Origin of the sequence: Gordonia sp. NPDC058843, assembly GCF_042743165.1 — a bacterium.
Classification (GTDB): Bacteria; Actinomycetota; Actinomycetes; order Mycobacteriales; family Mycobacteriaceae; genus Gordonia.
The window spans coordinates 12,523-27,810 of the sequence record NZ_JBHYNC010000012.1 but is presented as its reverse complement, the minus strand read 5'-3'; the positions used below and the strand labels follow the sequence as shown (position 1 = coordinate 27,810).

General features: G+C 67.4%; 15 protein-coding genes and 1 tRNA gene. 8 read left to right on the top strand and 8 right to left on the bottom strand.

The window, feature by feature from the left end; genetic code table 11:
• Positions 1 to 118: 118 nt before the first annotated feature.
• The gene (locus tag ACFW3F_RS10800) at positions 119 to 862 is read right to left on the bottom strand and encodes a hypothetical protein (protein ID WP_388057080.1); all 744 of its coding nucleotides are present in this window, start codon (positions 860 to 862) and stop codon (positions 119 to 121) included.
• Positions 863 to 948: 86 nt separating this feature from the next.
• Here ACFW3F_RS10800 and ACFW3F_RS10795 point away from each other — a divergent pair.
• The 6 genes from ACFW3F_RS10795 to ACFW3F_RS10770 all read left to right on the top strand — a co-directional run bounded on the left by ACFW3F_RS10795 (position 949) and on the right by ACFW3F_RS10770 (position 5,781).
• Positions 949 to 1,024, top strand: a tRNA-Ala gene (locus ACFW3F_RS10795).
• Between the two features lie 172 nt (positions 1,025 to 1,196).
• Positions 1,197 to 2,243, top strand: coding sequence for a hypothetical protein (locus ACFW3F_RS10790; protein ID WP_388057079.1), 1,047 nt, complete (start codon positions 1,197 to 1,199; stop codon positions 2,241 to 2,243).
• A 188-nt stretch (positions 2,244 to 2,431) separates the two neighbouring features.
• Entirely contained in the window at positions 2,432 to 2,857 is a 426-nt protein-coding gene (locus tag ACFW3F_RS10785) for a DUF5994 family protein (protein WP_388057077.1), read from the top strand.
• Positions 2,858 to 2,943: 86 nt separating this feature from the next.
• On the top strand, positions 2,944 to 3,468 hold the full coding sequence (locus tag ACFW3F_RS10780; RefSeq protein ID WP_388057075.1) for a hypothetical protein: 525 nt from the start codon (positions 2,944 to 2,946) through the stop codon (positions 3,466 to 3,468).
• 22 nt (positions 3,469 to 3,490) lie between these two features.
• Positions 3,491 to 4,435, top strand: coding sequence for an esterase/lipase family protein (locus tag ACFW3F_RS10775; RefSeq protein ID WP_388057073.1), 945 nt, complete (start codon positions 3,491 to 3,493; stop codon positions 4,433 to 4,435).
• Positions 4,436 to 4,488: 53 nt separating this feature from the next.
• Entirely contained in the window at positions 4,489 to 5,781 is a 1,293-nt protein-coding gene (locus ACFW3F_RS10770; RefSeq protein WP_388057071.1) for a family 1 glycosylhydrolase, read from the top strand.
• 19 nt (positions 5,782 to 5,800) lie between these two features.
• Here the strand turns inward: ACFW3F_RS10770 and ACFW3F_RS10765 are convergent, their stop codons facing one another.
• The gene (locus tag ACFW3F_RS10765; protein WP_388057069.1) at positions 5,801 to 6,124 is read right to left on the bottom strand and encodes an AzlD domain-containing protein; all 324 of its coding nucleotides are present in this window, start codon (positions 6,122 to 6,124) and stop codon (positions 5,801 to 5,803) included.
• Positions 6,121 to 6,894, bottom strand: a complete 774-nt coding sequence (locus ACFW3F_RS10760; protein WP_388057067.1) for an AzlC family ABC transporter permease — start codon at positions 6,892 to 6,894, stop codon at positions 6,121 to 6,123. Before ACFW3F_RS10760 ends, ACFW3F_RS10765 begins: the two co-directional genes overlap by 4 nt.
• Positions 6,895 to 6,951: 57 nt before the next feature.
• On the opposite strand from ACFW3F_RS10760, the gene ACFW3F_RS10755 reads away from it, so the two are divergent.
• Complete coding sequence (locus ACFW3F_RS10755; protein WP_388057066.1) at positions 6,952 to 7,515, top strand: helix-turn-helix domain-containing protein; 564 nt, start codon at positions 6,952 to 6,954, stop codon at positions 7,513 to 7,515.
• A gap of 327 nt (positions 7,516 to 7,842) precedes the next feature.
• Entirely contained in the window at positions 7,843 to 9,462 is a 1,620-nt protein-coding gene (locus ACFW3F_RS10750) for a DEAD/DEAH box helicase (protein WP_388057064.1), read from the top strand.
• Between the two features lie 413 nt (positions 9,463 to 9,875).
• Here ACFW3F_RS10750 and ACFW3F_RS10745 read toward each other — a convergent pair whose 3' ends face one another.
• The 5 genes from ACFW3F_RS10745 to ACFW3F_RS10725 all read right to left on the bottom strand — a co-directional run bounded on the left by ACFW3F_RS10745 (position 9,876) and on the right by ACFW3F_RS10725 (position 14,938).
• Positions 9,876 to 10,673, bottom strand: coding sequence for a maleylpyruvate isomerase N-terminal domain-containing protein (locus ACFW3F_RS10745; protein ID WP_388057063.1), 798 nt, complete (start codon positions 10,671 to 10,673; stop codon positions 9,876 to 9,878).
• A 147-nt stretch (positions 10,674 to 10,820) separates the two neighbouring features.
• Positions 10,821 to 11,783, bottom strand: a complete 963-nt coding sequence (locus tag ACFW3F_RS10740) for a DMT family transporter (protein WP_388057061.1) — start codon at positions 11,781 to 11,783, stop codon at positions 10,821 to 10,823.
• Entirely contained in the window at positions 11,780 to 12,262 is a 483-nt protein-coding gene (locus ACFW3F_RS10735; RefSeq protein ID WP_388057059.1) for a hypothetical protein, read from the bottom strand. The genes ACFW3F_RS10740 and ACFW3F_RS10735 overlap by 4 nt, the downstream gene beginning before the upstream one ends.
• A 41-nt stretch (positions 12,263 to 12,303) precedes the next feature.
• Positions 12,304 to 13,869 (bottom strand): 4Fe-4S binding protein, encoded by a 1,566-nt coding sequence (locus ACFW3F_RS10730; RefSeq protein ID WP_388057058.1) that lies wholly within the window; start codon positions 13,867 to 13,869, stop codon positions 12,304 to 12,306.
• Positions 13,870 to 13,903: 34 nt separating this feature from the next.
• The gene (locus ACFW3F_RS10725) at positions 13,904 to 14,938 is read right to left on the bottom strand and encodes a diiron oxygenase (protein WP_388057056.1); all 1,035 of its coding nucleotides are present in this window, start codon (positions 14,936 to 14,938) and stop codon (positions 13,904 to 13,906) included.
• Between the last annotated feature and the right edge of the window lie 350 nt (positions 14,939 to 15,288).

The window sequence follows — 15,288 nt, the reverse complement described above, 5'->3', positions numbered from 1 at the left end:
GCGGTACCCGCTTCGACCCTTGCCCCGCCACCCCCGGCAGTCCCGCCGGGTCGGTTCATCTCCCAAACTTCGGGGGGGGGGTGCCGCGCGCCCACCCCCACCGCTGAACTGTTCGGGGTTACTTGGTCAGTGCGGGCTTGCCGTGCGAATCCAGCCAGGCCTGACCGGCTTTCGCGGCCTTCGACAGCGCGAAGCGTTCGCCGAGGTAGGTCGCCGGTGCTCCGATGACGGGGATGTAGGCGAGCATGCGGAACAGCGCCATCGGTTGCGGGCGCTTCTCGAATTCGTCGTCGACGGCGCGGAGCATCTTGGCCGCATCCCAGATCGCCGAGAACAGCGACTTCTCCCGCTCCTTGGGTTCGGACGGCAGGGACTTCCCGGACTCGGCGGTGACGTCCGGGTTCGTGAGGTCACGTTTGCACAGCACCGACGCGAGCAGTTGAACCTGTCGTTTGCGATCGGTGACCTCGTACTCGCGGGCGATCGCGATCAACACCATGGCCTGATTGGCGAAGCCGAGGTACGGCGTGATCGGCAGGCGTTTGGCCCACACCCCGAAGACCCCCGGGAACGCCACAGCACCGGTGTTCAGGGTGCCCACACGGGTCACCCACCAGCTCGCGCGCTTGTGCATCGACCGCTCGCTCCAGCCCTTGGTGCCGGGCCACTCGGCGACATCGAGCAGCTTCGACGCGGCGTGCTGGGCCTGCTGCAGGCGCGAGTCGGGATGGTCGTCGTCGTGGAAGGTATGGCCCTTCAGGCCGAGCGGATCCCGCTCGGCGAGCGCATCGAGGACGGGGTTGATCACCCCGACCACATTGTCGAGAATTCCGGCCAACTGCTGATCAGACATCCGAGGCACTCGCCCAGCCTAGTCGTGGACCGGCCGTTTGGGATCGGGCGACCCCGGGCTGATAAAGTGGCTCGCGGTTGGTCGCAAGACCTCCCGGGGCTATGGCGCAGTTGGTAGCGCGACTCGTTCGCATCGAGTAGGTCTGGGGTTCGATTCCCCATAGCTCCACCAGAACAGAAGTGCAGACGGCCTCATCCGCAACACGGGTGGGGCCGTTTTCGTCGTTACCCGGGGAGAACCCACCGGTGACGGAAGCGAGGATTGGGTGGCAGAACGACCACGGTGACGGACCCGCCCGGGTTCCGAAGCGTTTGTCGGTCGGCTGGTGGGGTACGCCCGCCTGATGGATGCGAAGTCGTCGTCATCGTCTGTTCTGCTGATCGCTGATCCGGGTGCCACGGAGGTGATCGCCGAACGACTGTCCGAATCGTTTCCGACGGGGCCGATGGACGGTGCCCTACGCGATGACTTGCACATCTCTGTGCGACGTCACGCGTACCGATTCGACGAGCAGACCGAGTTCACGAAAGTCGTTGACGCCGTTGATCCGAACTCGGCGACGGAAGACATCGTGATCTATCTGACCGACTTGCCTCGTCGCCGTGGGACAACTCCGGTGGTGGCCGAGATCGATCTGCCCAGGCGGTTCGGGGTGATCTCGATTCCGGGGTTGGGCGCGGCGTTCGTGGAGCGTCGGGTGAGCAAACTGGCGCGCATGATCGTCGCCGAGGTCGATCGGGAGACCGATGGCCCCGAAGCCGACGGGGAGCGGCTGCAACGGGTACAGACCGACGACATCGTCCACTACGTCGCCCCGTCGACGATGTCGCGGCCGAGGCTCCTTGCGGGCATGGTCTATGCCAATCGCCCGTGGCGACTGGTCACCGGAATGTCCAAGGTGATGATGGCGGCGTTCGCAACCGGAGCGGTGAGTCTCGCGTATCCGACGATGTGGCAACTGTCCGACACGATGGGTCCATGGCGACTGGGTGTGGCCACGGTCCTGGCGACCGTCACGATGATCGCGTGGCTCATCGTCGACCACAAGCTGTGGGAGCGACCGTCCTCGGCAGCCGATCGTGAGCGTGCGGTGCTCTACAACACGTCGACGGTCATCACCCTGGCGATCGGGGTCGTCGTCTTCCATGCAGCAGTGTTTGTCCTCCTCCTGCTGACCGCCTGGTGGACCATACCGCCGGAGATGGCGACCGAGGAGCTCGGCCATCCGGTCGGATTCTCCACCTTGATGATGCTGGCCTGGTTGGTGGCCGCGGTGGCCACACTGGGCGGTGCGTTGGGGTCGGGCCTGGAGGATGACGACGCCGTGAAGGATGCGGCATACGGGGCTCGGCAGCGCCAGCGATTCGACCACCGAGACGACGAGGAGTGAGTCCGTAGTAGACGCCCGGCGTAGACTGGCCACAACTGGATCGAACATCTGACAGACCCCTGTCGGCGTCGCCGGTGTCGGGCGGACCGCGGTCTGTTCCGGTGACCAAGTCAGGTGGCAACGGTGATCGCCGTTCTCTGTGGATGCGCTCATGGGGCGAAAGTGCTCTCGAACAACGGATTACAGCGATGAAGCCGCTGCTCGGACCGGCACGCGTCCGGTTCGGCATCGATCCCTCCGCGGCCGTGGCCGGGGCGTGGTATCCGTACACCGTTCAACTCGCCGAAGAACTTCCCGGCATGCTGAAAGCCGCCCGGTCACTCTTCGGCGAGGTGAGTGGGATCGACGTGAACTGGAGCAGCTTTCGTCGTCTTCCGGGCCTGGATTCGCTCGACTCGCCGGAGACGCCCCCACTGATGACCCTCACCGCCTCCACCCGGGCGGTCACGGTGTTGGTCATCCCGCCGCGAACGGCATCCTCACTCGCGGCGACCCTGCTACGACAGGCGAGTGGAAGCGTCCTGGCCGATGGGCAGTGTCATTCGCTGGAGTTCCGTCGAGCCGAGCGAATCCTGGTACGTGCCGGGATCGCCGCGCCGAGCAGCGTCCGCTGACCGAACGCCGCACCTGACGATCGCGGCCCTTCTCACGTGGTCGTTTGCGGGGTCGTCGGCGGGCCCTGCGGTGTAGGTTTTCGCACATGACCGCTGCGATGCTGACGTTCGCCGGGACGTTGCTCGTCGCGGTGATCGGCGCGGTCATCGCCCGACTCGACGCCAACGACCGGCACCAGAAGCTCTCCCAGAAGGTCGACATCCTGGCCAAGCTGCCGCACGACTCCCCGGCACATGCGCGGATGAGCGGCATCGTCGTCGACGCCATCGACGAACTCGGCGAGTACGAACATCGACGGCGGAGCGCGGTCTTTCAGCGGCGGGCGCTGACCATGGCATTCCTGGCCTGGCTCGTGGTGGTCGGCCTGCGGATCGCGGCCGAACAGTCGACGTGGGCCATTACGAGCAGATCATGCACTACGCCGCGGTCACCCTCCTCGTGCTGGGCTTTGTGCTCGTGTTCGCCTCGGCGGTGGCGACCATCCGCGACATCCGCCACCGCGACGAGGAACCTGCGTCGTGAACTGAGCGCGCGCTGTCCCCGACACCGGGCTCGACCGCTGCGATCCACCGAGCCGCGGTGGGTCCGGCCAAACGCACGCCAGACCTGAGACGGTTTGTTAGTTTCCGTCCATGAGATCGCCGAGGATCCTGTGGGGCCTGGTCGTCGCCGTGATCGGTGTGCTGGTGATGACCGTGGCACCGGCGCGCGCCGAGCCCCTCCCCGTCACCTACAACTTTCTGGCCGGCATCCCCGATGAGCTGGCCGACCCGGGTGGCTCGCTTCCCGGTTCGAATGACTGGAACTGCAAACCCTCTGCACGCCATCCCAATCCGGTCATCCTGGTACACGGGACGGGCGGGTCGCAGCAGACCAACTGGGGTACCTATGTCCCGCTGCTGAAAAACGAGGGTTACTGCGTGTTCGCACTGACCTATGGCGCGGTGACGGGGTTGCCGTGGCCGATCAGCGCGATCGGGGGCATGGGCGAGATGTCGGCCAGCGCAGCCCAGCTCGGCGCGTTCGTGGACAAGGTCCGCCGGACTACCGGCGCGTCCGAGGTCGACATCGTGGGCCACTCGCAGGGGACGGTGGTGCCCGCGTATTACGCGAAGTATCTCGGCGGGCGAGATGCCATCGACAAGTACGTGTCCTTGGCGCCGGCCTGGCGGGGGTCGGGAGTCGGTGGAAACGACGTCATCATGCCGATCGTCCGGGGTCTCGGGCTACGACCCGAGCAGGTGCCGTTCTGTCAGGCCTGTGCCCAGCTCGACCCCGGCGCCGAGGTGTTGCGCAAGATCGCCGCCGGCGGCTTCTACCTGCCGTCCATTCGGTACACCAACATCGCCACGCGGTATGACGAACTCATCGTGCCCTACACCCTCGGATTGCCTCCGGGCGGCTCGAACGTGCGCAACATCGTTGTGCAGGACGGATGTTCGATCGATTACACCGAGCATGCCGGGATCGCGGGTTCGCGGCGCGCGGCTCACTTCGTGCTCAACGCACTCGATCCCGAGAATCCGCGACCGGTTCCGTGCGATCGTGCCGCACCGATCACGGGTAGTCCGTTCTGAGCGCGCATGACCGACGTCGGGGTGGTCGCCTCCGGCGAGCACGGTCGTGCGTCGTGGCAGCTGCGACGGCCGCCGCGCTGATCGCGATCAGCGGACTCGGCGGCGTCGGGACCGCCTCGGCCGGGGTTCCCTCGCTCGGGTCTTCCTTCGAGTTCGGTGTCGCCCAATCCGGTTTCCAGTCCGAAGGGTTCAACCGCGATTCGAATTGGGTGCGTTACGGCGAGCAGGGCCGGGTGGCCCACCGTGTCGGCAACGCCGTCGACTTCTACCACCGCTACGCCGAGGACATCGCCCGCGCCGAGAGTCTGGGTGTGGGCATCTATCGAACCTCGGTGGAGTGGTCGCGGGTGGAGCCGTCGCGCGGTCGGGACGATCCGGCCGGGTGGGCGTTCTATGACCGGGTGATCCGCGCGGTCGTCGACGCCGGGATGCGACCCATGATCACTCTCAACCACTGGGTGCATCCGGGCTGGGCGGTGGACCTCGGCGGTTGGAACCGTCCGGGGATGTCGGCCGATCTCGTGCGGTTCGCCGAGCGGGTGGTCGACCGGTACTCGTGGGCGGACCCGCTGTGGATCACCTTCAACGAACCCACCGAATACGTACGGCGCGAACTGATGTACGGGGGAGTGGCACCGCAGAACGTGGGTCTCATGGCCGACGGGATCGTGACGGCGCATCGGGCGATCCACCGCCACATCCATCGCGTTCAACCGGGCGCCCAGGTGTCGTCGAACATGGCGTATTACCCGATCGCCGGACTGCAGACGTGGCTCGAATCGGTGTTCCCGCAACGTATGCGCGACACTCTCGACTTCGTGGGCGTCGACCACTATTACTCGTTCTCGGTCACCGACGCGTCCGTGGCCAACGGTGCCTCCGGTGAGTTCTGGAAGAGTTCGCAGGCACCGGAGAGCATCTACTACGTTCTTCGCCATGTCGCGCAACAGTTTCCGGGTAAGCAGATCCGGGTGATCGAGAACGGTCTGGCCACCGACCCGCAGGGTCGGCGCCCCGACGGTTACGGCCGCGCCGACCACCTTCGCGACACCGTGTACTGGTTGCAGCGCGCCCGTCAGGACGGCATCGACGTGGCGTCCTACAACTATTGGAGTCTCACCGACAACTACGAGTGGGGCGACTTCGATTCGCGTTTCGGCCTGTACACCGTCGACGCCCAGCGCGATGAGGGTCTGACACGTCACCCGACCGATGCGGTGGCCGCTTACCGCGAGATCACCCGTGATCGAGGCGTTCGCGCCGGATATCGTCCGACGCGGATGCCGGTGGCGTGTTCACTGGTCGCCGTGCCGGACAGCTGCACGAATCCGGCCGTGGTGCGGTGAGGGCTACTCGACCGGGCGGTCACGCGATGCCCAGTGCCCTCAGTCCCGCGGCCGAGGCGGCGGCGAGGATGACCACCACGGCGAGAGGTGCCTTCAGCAGCGCTGCGATCACGCCCACCGTGACACCGGCGGGTCGTGCCCAGCCGGCGAAGTCGTGGTCGATGAAGAACGCGCCGGTGATCGCGACTGCGACGAGGAGTACGACAGTCGCCCGGTCCATCAACCTCTCGGTCGAGTCCGACATCGAGATGCTTTTCCGCAGAACAGGTCCGGCGGCGCGGATCGCGTAGGTGCCGACGGCCAGGAGTGCGATGCCGATGGCCAGGGAGACTCCGGCACTCATCTCGTACTCCGAGCGGAGCTGTGCTCGAGCATGTTCCGTCGTGGGGCGTCGTCGCCGGCGCTGGTGCGGGACTGGTCCGATGCACTCGAAGTCGTGGTGCGAAGGCGGCGAACTGCCTCCACGGCGGCGAACCCGGCGAGCGCGCCCATGATCGGCAAACCGGCCGGCAGAAACGGAGTCGACGCCACGGCCACTGCCGCGCCGACGGTCACCGCCGCCCAGGTCGCACCGTCGCGCAGGGCCGGGATCGCCAGTGCGGCGAGCAGGGCGGGGAACGCCGCGTCGAGGCCCAGTCTCGCGGGGTCGGCGACCACGCCACCGAGCGTCGCGCCCAGAGCTGCACCGAGGGGCCAGGAGACCAGAACGCCCACGCCGCACAACAGGAACGCGGCGCGTGCGCGGCGGGGATCGGATTCGGCTGTCGCGAGGGCCGTCGTCTCGTCGTTGATGAGGTGCGCGCCGAGCATGATCTCGGGCGTCCCGCGCAGATGCTTGCCGATGGCGAGGCCGTAACCGAAGTTGCGCGTATTGACCAACAGGCCTGCCAGCGCAGCCAGGATCGGTATGCCGCCCGCGGCCAGGATGCCGACGAAGACGAACTCCGACGACCCGGCCAGTACGACGGTGGCGATCAGGACGATCTGCCAGAGGGCCAGACCCGCACCATGCGCGGCAACCCCGTAGGAGGTTCCGATCACCAGCACCGACAGAGACATCACCACGACGGCGCGCAGGGTCGCCGAGTCGAGTGTTCTCCAAGCCGAACGCATGACTATCATAGTGAACAGTAGGAGCGTGTTCGTCAAGATGGACGATCGGACGGTTTGATGAACGAAGCACGGTCGGTGAACCCGAAAGCGCTCGTCGCCGCGTCGCTGAAGAGAGAGCGGGCGCGTGCTGGTCTGTCCCTGACCGAGCTCGCGCGTCGCGCGGGCATCGGGAAGTCGACGCTGTCCCAGCTCGAATCGGGGGAGGGCAACCCGAGTGTCGAGACGTTGTGGGCCCTCTCCACGGCCTTGGGCGTGCAGTTCTCGGCGTTGCTGGACTCACCGACGCCCACGGTCGAGGTCGTCCGTTTCGGCGAGGGGCCGGTGATCCCCGCTGCGGATGCCGACTACTCGGCCACGCTGCTGTCCACGGCTGCACCGGGATCGCGGCGCGACATGTACGTGATCCGGGCCGAGCCGGGCAAGCCCCGAGTGTCGGCGCCGCACGCGCGCGGGATCATCGAACACGTCGTGATCAGTTGCGGCCGTGCGCGTCTCGGCCCCACCGAGTCCACCGAGGTGCTCGCGGCCGGCGATTACATCTCATATCCCGGCGATGTCGAGCACGTCTTCGACGCACTCGAGCCCGGCACCGTCGCAGTGATGCTCAGCGAGGCGTTCTGAGACTGCGCCCTGCGTGTGGTGCGTCGGGCTGGGGCTCTTCGCGGCATCAACTGACCGGGTGTCGACGGAACGCGACCTGCATCACAACAATTCGCGGTATCGATTACCGACGCGTAGTGTTGCCAGAAGTGATGCGCCCGATCAGGTCGCGTCTAGCGTCGTAGAACGCCTCTCTCGCAGGTCCGGATACCGATACGGTCGGCCGCCTGCCATTGACTTCATACGGCGAACGAGCTCGCGCACCCGCGTGTTCGCCACCGGCACCCGCCCATCGCACCTCAGTCGTGCTGTTCGCGTGCCAAGCACAGGAAGATACCTGCACACCACATGACTGCTGTACTCGAAACCCCGACGACCACCACCAGCTCGGACGCCGCTGCGTCCGCACCGGGTGTGTCGTTTGAATCTCTCGGTGTTCCAACCGAACTCGTCAAGGTCCTCGCCTCACAGGGCAAGGTCGACGCATTCCCGATCCAGGTGGACACCCTGCCCGACACGCTCGACGGCAAGGATGTCCTCGGACGCGGCAAGACCGGCTCGGGCAAGACCCTCGCCTTCGCCATCCCGCTCGTCGCCGGCCTGGCCGAGATGCAGGTCAAGCGCTACGTCGGAGCGCCCACCGGGCTGATCCTGGCGCCGACCCGCGAACTCGCGACCCAGATCGCCGCCGTCGTCGAACCGCTCGCCGCATCCGTGGGACTCACCGTCACCACCGTCTTCGGCGGGGTCAAGCAGACCCGCCAGGAGCAGGCGTTCCGCCGCGGCGTCGACATCGTCGTCGCCTGCCCCGGCCGCCTGGAGGACCTGATGCGCCAGGGCATCGTCCGCCTCGACGAGGTCGAGATCACCGTGATCGACGAGGCCGACCACATGGCCGACCTCGGCTTCCTGCCCGTCGTGACCAAGATCCTCGCCGCGACCCCTTCCGACGGCCAGCGGATGCTGTTCTCGGCCACGCTGGACAACGGCGTCGACAAGCTCGCCAAGCGCTTCCTCGACAACCCGGTGCAGCACTCGGTCGATTCGGCGGAGTCGCCGGTCGCCGCGATGACGCATCACGTCTTCGAGGTCTCCTCGGCGGGCAAGCAGGACCTCGTCGCCGAGCTCGCCTCCGGCACCGGTCGCCGAATCCTGTTCATGCGCACCAAGCACCAGGCCAAGAAACTCGCCAAGAAGTTGAGCGAGACCGGGATCCCCGCCGTCGACCTGCACGGGAATCTCAGTCAGGCTCAGCGCGACCGCAACCTGGCCGCTTTCGGCGAGGGTGACGTCCGCGTCCTCGTCGCCACCGACGTGGCCGCTCGCGGCGTGCACGTCGACGGCATCGAACTCGTCGTTCACGTCGACCCGCCGGCCGAGCACAAGGCGTACCTGCACCGCTCGGGCCGTACGGCGCGCGCCGGGTCGGCCGGCGACGTGGTGACCGTCTGCCTGCACGAGCAGCGTCGCGAGGTCTCGCAACTGTTGCGCAAGGCGAAGATCAAGGTGACCCCCGTCTCGGTCGACGCCACGTCGGCTGCCGTCGACGAACTCGTCGGTGAGCGCGCGCCCCGCGTATCTGCTGCGGCACGCGCCGCGGCCGAGGCCACTCGTGGCGGTGGCGCGCAGGCCGGCCGGTCCCAGGGCGGTCGTTCGCAGGGAAGTCGGCGCGGCGGTCGTGGTCGTGGCCAGGGCGGCAACGGCGGTGCCCGGGGCGAGAACCGAAGCGCCGGAACCGCAGGCAACCGGAGTTCGAGCGGCGGTGACTCGCGCGGCACCCGCGGCGAGGGCCGCGGCCGTCCGGCTCGCAGTGACTCACGCGCGGGCGGTTCGCGCTCGTCGGACGCCCGAACAGGCGGGCAGTCGCGTGGCGCCGGGCAATCGCGTGGTGGAGACCAGCAGCGCGCGGGAAGCCGCGGGCAAGGACGCCGGGTGAGCCGTCCGGCCGGTTCGCCGGCTGGTCGCTGACCGAGACGTCAACCGCGACAACTGAAAAAACGATACTCACCCAGGTGTGAGCGAAGCGAGCCTCGAGGGGCTGGTGACATGAGTCGCCTGCCCTTCGAGGCTCGTCGACCTCGACGCGCTCCTTCGTCGCTTGCTCGGCCCGGCGGCTTGCGCTCCTCGCACCTCAGGGAGCAGAGGCCTGTAGGCCGTCGTGGACCACGAAAGAACACTCGTGAGTGTCCGAAATCCATGCTCCCTGAGGTGCGAGCGAAGCGAGCCACGAAGGGTCTCGCAACGTGTCTCACCAGGCCCTTCGAGGCTCGTCGACCTCGACGCGCTCCTTCGTCGCTTGCTCGGCCCGGCGGCTTGCGCTCCTCGCACCTCAGGGAGCAAAGCGGTGGTCGCGTGCGCTCCTCGCACTTCAGTGGGGCGGATCAGGCAGGTAGGAACCGCTGGGCCAGGCGCGTCGCGAGCCATGGGCGTGCACCCCAGGCGATGCCCTTGCCGGTGAGGCCGATCCACCCCGGTGACAGGCGGCCGTAGCCGGCGAGCAGGGCCGAGGTCGGGTCGACGCTGATGTGGACGTCGGGTCGGCGTGGTTCCGGGGGATCGATCTGCAGCTCACCATCGGTGAACTCGTAGACGTGACGTTCGCGGCACCCGCGCAGCCGGATGTCGTAGGTGCCGGAGTGTCCCGCGGCGGCCACGGGATCGACCCAGCTCGGCAGGATGTGCTGACGCGCGCGGATGATCATCATCACCACTTCGGGCTCGACCCACCAGTCGGCGCCGACAGCGCGCGCGATGTCGTGGGCATGCACCACGAATTCGCCGATCAGCAGACCCAATGCGGCGTCCGCCCGGATGATGCGGTCGCCGTCGAAGTGCATCTTGGGGACCTGGGCGTGGAAATGCGACACCTCGTCGACGAGTTCACGGAGGTCGTCGACCAGCCGGCGGCACAACAGCGACACGTCCCGAGTGGGCAGGTTGGCGATCTGCTTGGCGTTGAAGTCGGGCACGTCGACGGCCGAACAACACCACTCACCCTCGCCGCGGGCGAGTTCGAGGAAACGTGACGGCGCCATCGCGACATGACCGACGCAATCGGTCAGCGTCCAGCCGGGGGCATCGGCGAGCCGGGTGTCGGGGTCGTCGACCCCGAGCACGAGATCGGTGAAACGATCCCCAGTCGTGAGCGCGGCGTCGATGTAGTCAAATCTCGAGAACATCCCCGTCGCGCGTGGTTCCTCCCCCCACATGGGGCACGAGATTACCCCGGCCCATTGCGACGTGCGACACATTCCAACCCAACACGCCGAACCTGTGGGCAGATGTGCAACGTGCCCAACATTATTCACAAACGCGCACGGTGATTCTCAGTCGTGCGACACGGCCGGGACGGCTTCGCCGAGCCGCACACAGACGACGCCGAGCACGATGAGCAGGCCGCCGGCGAGCTGGATCGGTGCCGGCAACTCGTCCAGCACGAGCCAGGCGAAGATCACCGCGAACAGCACCTCGGACAGCGCGACGAAGGACATGACCCGCGCGCCGAGGAGCCGCCCGCCCGCGATGCCGAACCCGTAGGCCATGGCGGCCGAGACCACACCCAGCAATACGAGCGGTATCCACCAGGCCACCGTGATCGTCCCGACCCACACCGGATCGGTGGACATGCTCATCGGCAGCAGTCCGGTCAGTCCGGCGCCGACGAGGGCCAGCGCACCGACCAGCAGGCCCCCCGCGGCGAGACTCAGCGGGGGCCAGCCGGTCCGGTCGTCGGCCGAGATCACGAAGTAGGCGGCGGCCCCGACCATCGCGGCGAGCGCCCAGAGGACCCCGACCGTGCTGATCGGGACGTCACCGGTCAGGTCCAGGACGAGAGCCAATCCGCCGATGGCGAGCGCCGCGCCGAGGACCGTGACCCGTCCCGGACGCTGGCCGTGCCGGAGCCACATCCACATCAGCACGGCGACCGGCGCGGTGTACTCGATGAGCAGTGCGACGCCGACCTGCAGGTACGTCACGGCGTAAAAGTACGCGAGCTGGCAGCCAGCCACCGCGAGGAGGCCGTAGGTGACGAGAACGGCCCAGGACCGGCGGCTCGGCCTGGCCGGGATCGGACGTCGACGGTCGCGGAAGGCGAGCAGGCCGGGAACGGCCAGGACCAGACCACCGAGCGCGATGCGAACCGTCACCGTTGCGCCGGCCGACCAGCCTGCGTCGATCATGGCCCGTGCCAGCACGCCGGAGATGCCGAAGCAGGCCGAGGAGATCAGCGCCAGCGTGATGCCGAGCGCGGGACGCGAGATCGGGTGAGTGGTGTCCGCGGTGCTCACGGATTCTTCGCGGCGACGATCGCCGCGTGAACCGCGTCGCGGCATTCCGGCCCCGCCGGCTCGCCGGTGCCGAGATAGAAGCTGCCCGGACGGCCCTCGTCACCGGCGAAACCGGTCACCGAGAATCCGTCCGATTCGGGAACATACGGGGTCGACGACATCGACGCGACGGCCAGCGGACACGACAGCGCCGCGACCCCACGCTTGGCCCCGGACACGACGACGATCAGGTGGGTCGGGTGCAGCACGATCAGCGTCTGATGTTCGGAGTCGGGGTCGACCGGATTGCTGCGTCGTCCGAAGACCTTCCCGAAGAACGTCGTCGACGGCGGGTTGATGCTGCGGGTGATCCACGCCGGCAGGTCATCGGTGACGGTGAGTTGCTTGGATTGCGCGTGGTCGCGCAGCGTGGCGGCGTCGCCGGCGGGTAGGTCGGACAGATCGGCACGCACGGTGGTGCGCTGGTACGCGGGCCCCATGGCTGCTCAATCTAGTGCAGCCGTCTTGCCGACGAACTCAGCTACGACGGCGTGGCACCGAGGCGTCGGCCGAGCAGCCGACGCCGACGGGGTGCCGCAACCTCGGGTGCGCTCGATTCGAGGTCGTCGAGTAACGACGCGACGGTCTGCGCGGAGTCGGTCTTGTTGGTTCCGATGAAGCCCGACGGGCCACGTTTGATCCACCCCGTCACATACATTCCCGGCACGGGGTCGGATCCGTCGAGGACGCGGCCGTCGAGGTTCGGGATGATCCCGGTCGCGTCGTCGAACGGCAGGCCGGGGACGGCGACGCCGCGGTAGCCGACCGAGGTGAGGACCAGAGCGGACTCGAGCGTGATGGTCTCGCCGGTGGGTTCGATGCCGACCGCGACCCCGGAGTCGTCGACGACCGGTCGGTTCCGGCCGACGATCAACGCGGTCGCTCGCCCGTCCGGCCCGGCGGTCACCTCCGTCGGGGAGGAGAAGAACGCCAACCGGATTCGAGGACCCGCGGGTTCGGGGCGCGCGGCGCACTCGGCCAGGATCTCGAGTTTGGCGCGGACGGTGGCGTCGAGGTCGGCAGGCGCGGGCAGCCCCTCGAGGTCGGCGGCGTCGACTGTGACCGGGACACCCGAATCGACCAGCCCGATGAGCTCGGGCAGGGTGAATGCCGCGTGCGCAGGTCCGCGGCGGCCCATCACGACGACCTCGCGCACCGAGGACGTTCGCAGCTTCGCCAGCGCCGCACGGGAGATGTCGGTGGCGGCGAGCGTGTCCGGGTCGGCGATGAGAATGCGAGCGACATCGAGGGCGACGTTTCCGTTGCCCACGACCACGACACGCTCGGTGTCCAGGTCGACGTCGAGGTCGGCGAAGTCGGGGTGGCCGTTGTACCAGCCCACGAAAGAGGTCGCGCTCGACACACCCGGGAGGTCGAATCCGGGCAGCGCGAGTCGCCGGTCCGTTGGGGCCCCGCCCGCCCAGACCACGCCCTGGTGCCGGTCGCGCAGGTTGGGGAGAGTGAGGTCGCGTCCCACCTCGGTGTCGAGCAGGATCTCCAGACGCGGGTTGCGTGCGATGTCGTCGAACAACTCCATCACCTTGCGGGTGTGCAGGTGATCGGGCGCGACGCCGAAACGTGCCAGCCCGAACGGCCGGTCGAGACGCTCGTACATGGTGACCGAGACCTGCGGTTGCCGCAGCAACTCGTCGGCCGCATACATCGCCGAGGGACCGGAACCCACGATGCCGATCGAGATGGAGGTTGCGACGGCGAGCTGCCGCGGACGGTCGATGGGCGCGAGTGGCAGACGACGGGCCGGGTCGACCGGGAAGCGTGCCGCACCGTCGACCGGATCGTGGTACTGCGTCGCGTTGACCTCGACGAACCGTTCCTGGCCTGCCGGCAGACGGTGTCCGGGGACGATGGCTCCGACCGGGCACGCGCTGACACACGCACCGCAGTCGACGCAGGTCGCGGGATCGATGTACAGCATCTCGGCGATGCCGAAATCGGGCTCTTCAGGTGTGGGGTGGATGCAGTTGACGGGACATGCGTATACGCACGACGCGTCGCCGCAGCACGCCTGGGTGACGACGTGGGGCATGGTCTCGGGTTCTACCTGCGTTTCGGGTTTCGGGTCAGGCCGCGGTGTAGGTGGGTTCGCTGCGGAAGCGCGAGGGGCGGCCACTGATGCCGAGCGCACGCCACAGCAGGCGCGACACCGGGTTCATCAGTCCACTCTGCTCACCGAGCATGCGAACGTCGCCGAACACGTTGCGCAGGAACTGCTTCGACTCCGCGGAACGCCAGAAGATGTCCTTCATGACCTCGTCGGGCACGTCGAATCGCTTGGCGAAGCTGCGCGGCGGCACCACGATTGCCCCGCAGAGGATTCGCATGGTCAGCGGGAGCATCAGGGACAACAGGAACCGCTGGATGCGTCCGCGCTGGGGCACCTGCTCGCGGATGAGGTGATGCGCGAAGGAGATGTGGCGTGCCTCCTCGGCGACATGCAGTTGCATGACCGCGGCCATCGTCGGGTGCAGACTCGCGCGGGTCCGGAGGAAGTCCTTCTGGATGTGGTCGATCGGCTCCTCGCCGCCGAGGACCCCGAAGAAGAACAGGGTGGGGAAGACCGTCGAGACGAGCGGCACGAACGGAGAGATGAGCCGGTAGCCGATCTTCGCGCCCGGCACGTCCACGCCGGTGCGGTTGATGAACTCCTGGAACATCAGGGTGTGGTTGCACTCCTCCTTGGATTCGTGCGTGGTGTACCGGAATTCGCGCGCACCGTTGGGGAGTTTGAAGCTGTACTGCATGAGGCCACGGATCAGAACCGACTCGAACTGCAGGCCGACCTTGGCGACATTGGCCTGACGCCACATGCCGATCTCGATCTGCTTGTCCTGTGGCAGCTGCTGGTACCAGGGGTGACGGCCGATCGGATCGACCTCGTAGGACAGGATCCACCGGGGATCGTTCTCGACGATCGCCATGTGAGGCGCGTCCCAGTCGATGTCGACGTAGGGATCGAAGTTGCGGTGGACCGAGGCCGCGGACAGGTCGTCGAGCACCTGGTCGTAGTCGTGCTCGCCGCCGGACTTGTCGTGCCGCGGCACGTAGCGGGCGGGGGTCTCGTGCTCCCGGTCGGTGGAGGTCAGTGCTTTCGTCATCGTCGCATCCCTTCGGGGTGGCGGCCCGGTCGGTGACACCGACCACAGCAGATGACTCGAACGTATTTCGACGAAGCGCTATTTGTCAACATCCGATGTCACGTTCGGCACCGGCACAATGGTGCGGTATGTGCGTCGGCGGGTACCGCCTCCACCGGTGACTTCCGTGGGTTGACCTGCTGAGACAGGTGTAATTCGTTCGGTTGTATAACTCCGTCGGGGCGGTGCTCGCGGGTTACAGTTACCACCGTCCGTGCCCGTGCCTGCTCACCTGGAGGAGCGATGTCCTGTCGTGCACATGCGTCCCTGCGCTCCCGGGGTGCGGCGATCGCCGTCGTCGTCTGTCGTCG

Bases quoted from the DNA above. Each gene is read 5' to 3' on its own strand.
- ACFW3F_RS10785 (WP_388057077.1), top strand. From the start codon at position 2,432: ATGAAGCCGCTGCTCGGACCGGCACGCGTCCGGTTCGGCATCGATCCC.
- ACFW3F_RS10790 (WP_388057079.1), top strand. From the start codon at position 1,197: ATGGATGCGAAGTCGTCGTCATCGTCTGTTCTGCTGATCGCTGATCCG.
- ACFW3F_RS10725 (WP_388057056.1), bottom strand. From the start codon at position 14,938: ATGACGAAAGCACTGACCTCCACCGACCGGGAGCACGAGACCCCCGCC.
- ACFW3F_RS10755 (WP_388057066.1), top strand. From the start codon at position 6,952: ATGAACGAAGCACGGTCGGTGAACCCGAAAGCGCTCGTCGCCGCGTCG.
- ACFW3F_RS10780 (WP_388057075.1), top strand. From the start codon at position 2,944: ATGACCGCTGCGATGCTGACGTTCGCCGGGACGTTGCTCGTCGCGGTG.
- ACFW3F_RS10760 (WP_388057067.1), bottom strand. From the start codon at position 6,894: ATGCGTTCGGCTTGGAGAACACTCGACTCGGCGACCCTGCGCGCCGTC.
- ACFW3F_RS10745 (WP_388057063.1), bottom strand. From the start codon at position 10,673: ATGTTCTCGAGATTTGACTACATCGACGCCGCGCTCACGACTGGGGAT.
- ACFW3F_RS10775 (WP_388057073.1), top strand. From the start codon at position 3,491: ATGAGATCGCCGAGGATCCTGTGGGGCCTGGTCGTCGCCGTGATCGGT.
- ACFW3F_RS10765 (WP_388057069.1), bottom strand. From the start codon at position 6,124: ATGAGTGCCGGAGTCTCCCTGGCCATCGGCATCGCACTCCTGGCCGTC.
- ACFW3F_RS10735 (WP_388057059.1), bottom strand. From the start codon at position 12,262: ATGGGGCCCGCGTACCAGCGCACCACCGTGCGTGCCGATCTGTCCGAC.
- ACFW3F_RS10750 (WP_388057064.1), top strand. From the start codon at position 7,843: ATGACTGCTGTACTCGAAACCCCGACGACCACCACCAGCTCGGACGCC.
- ACFW3F_RS10730 (WP_388057058.1), bottom strand. From the start codon at position 13,869: ATGCCCCACGTCGTCACCCAGGCGTGCTGCGGCGACGCGTCGTGCGTA.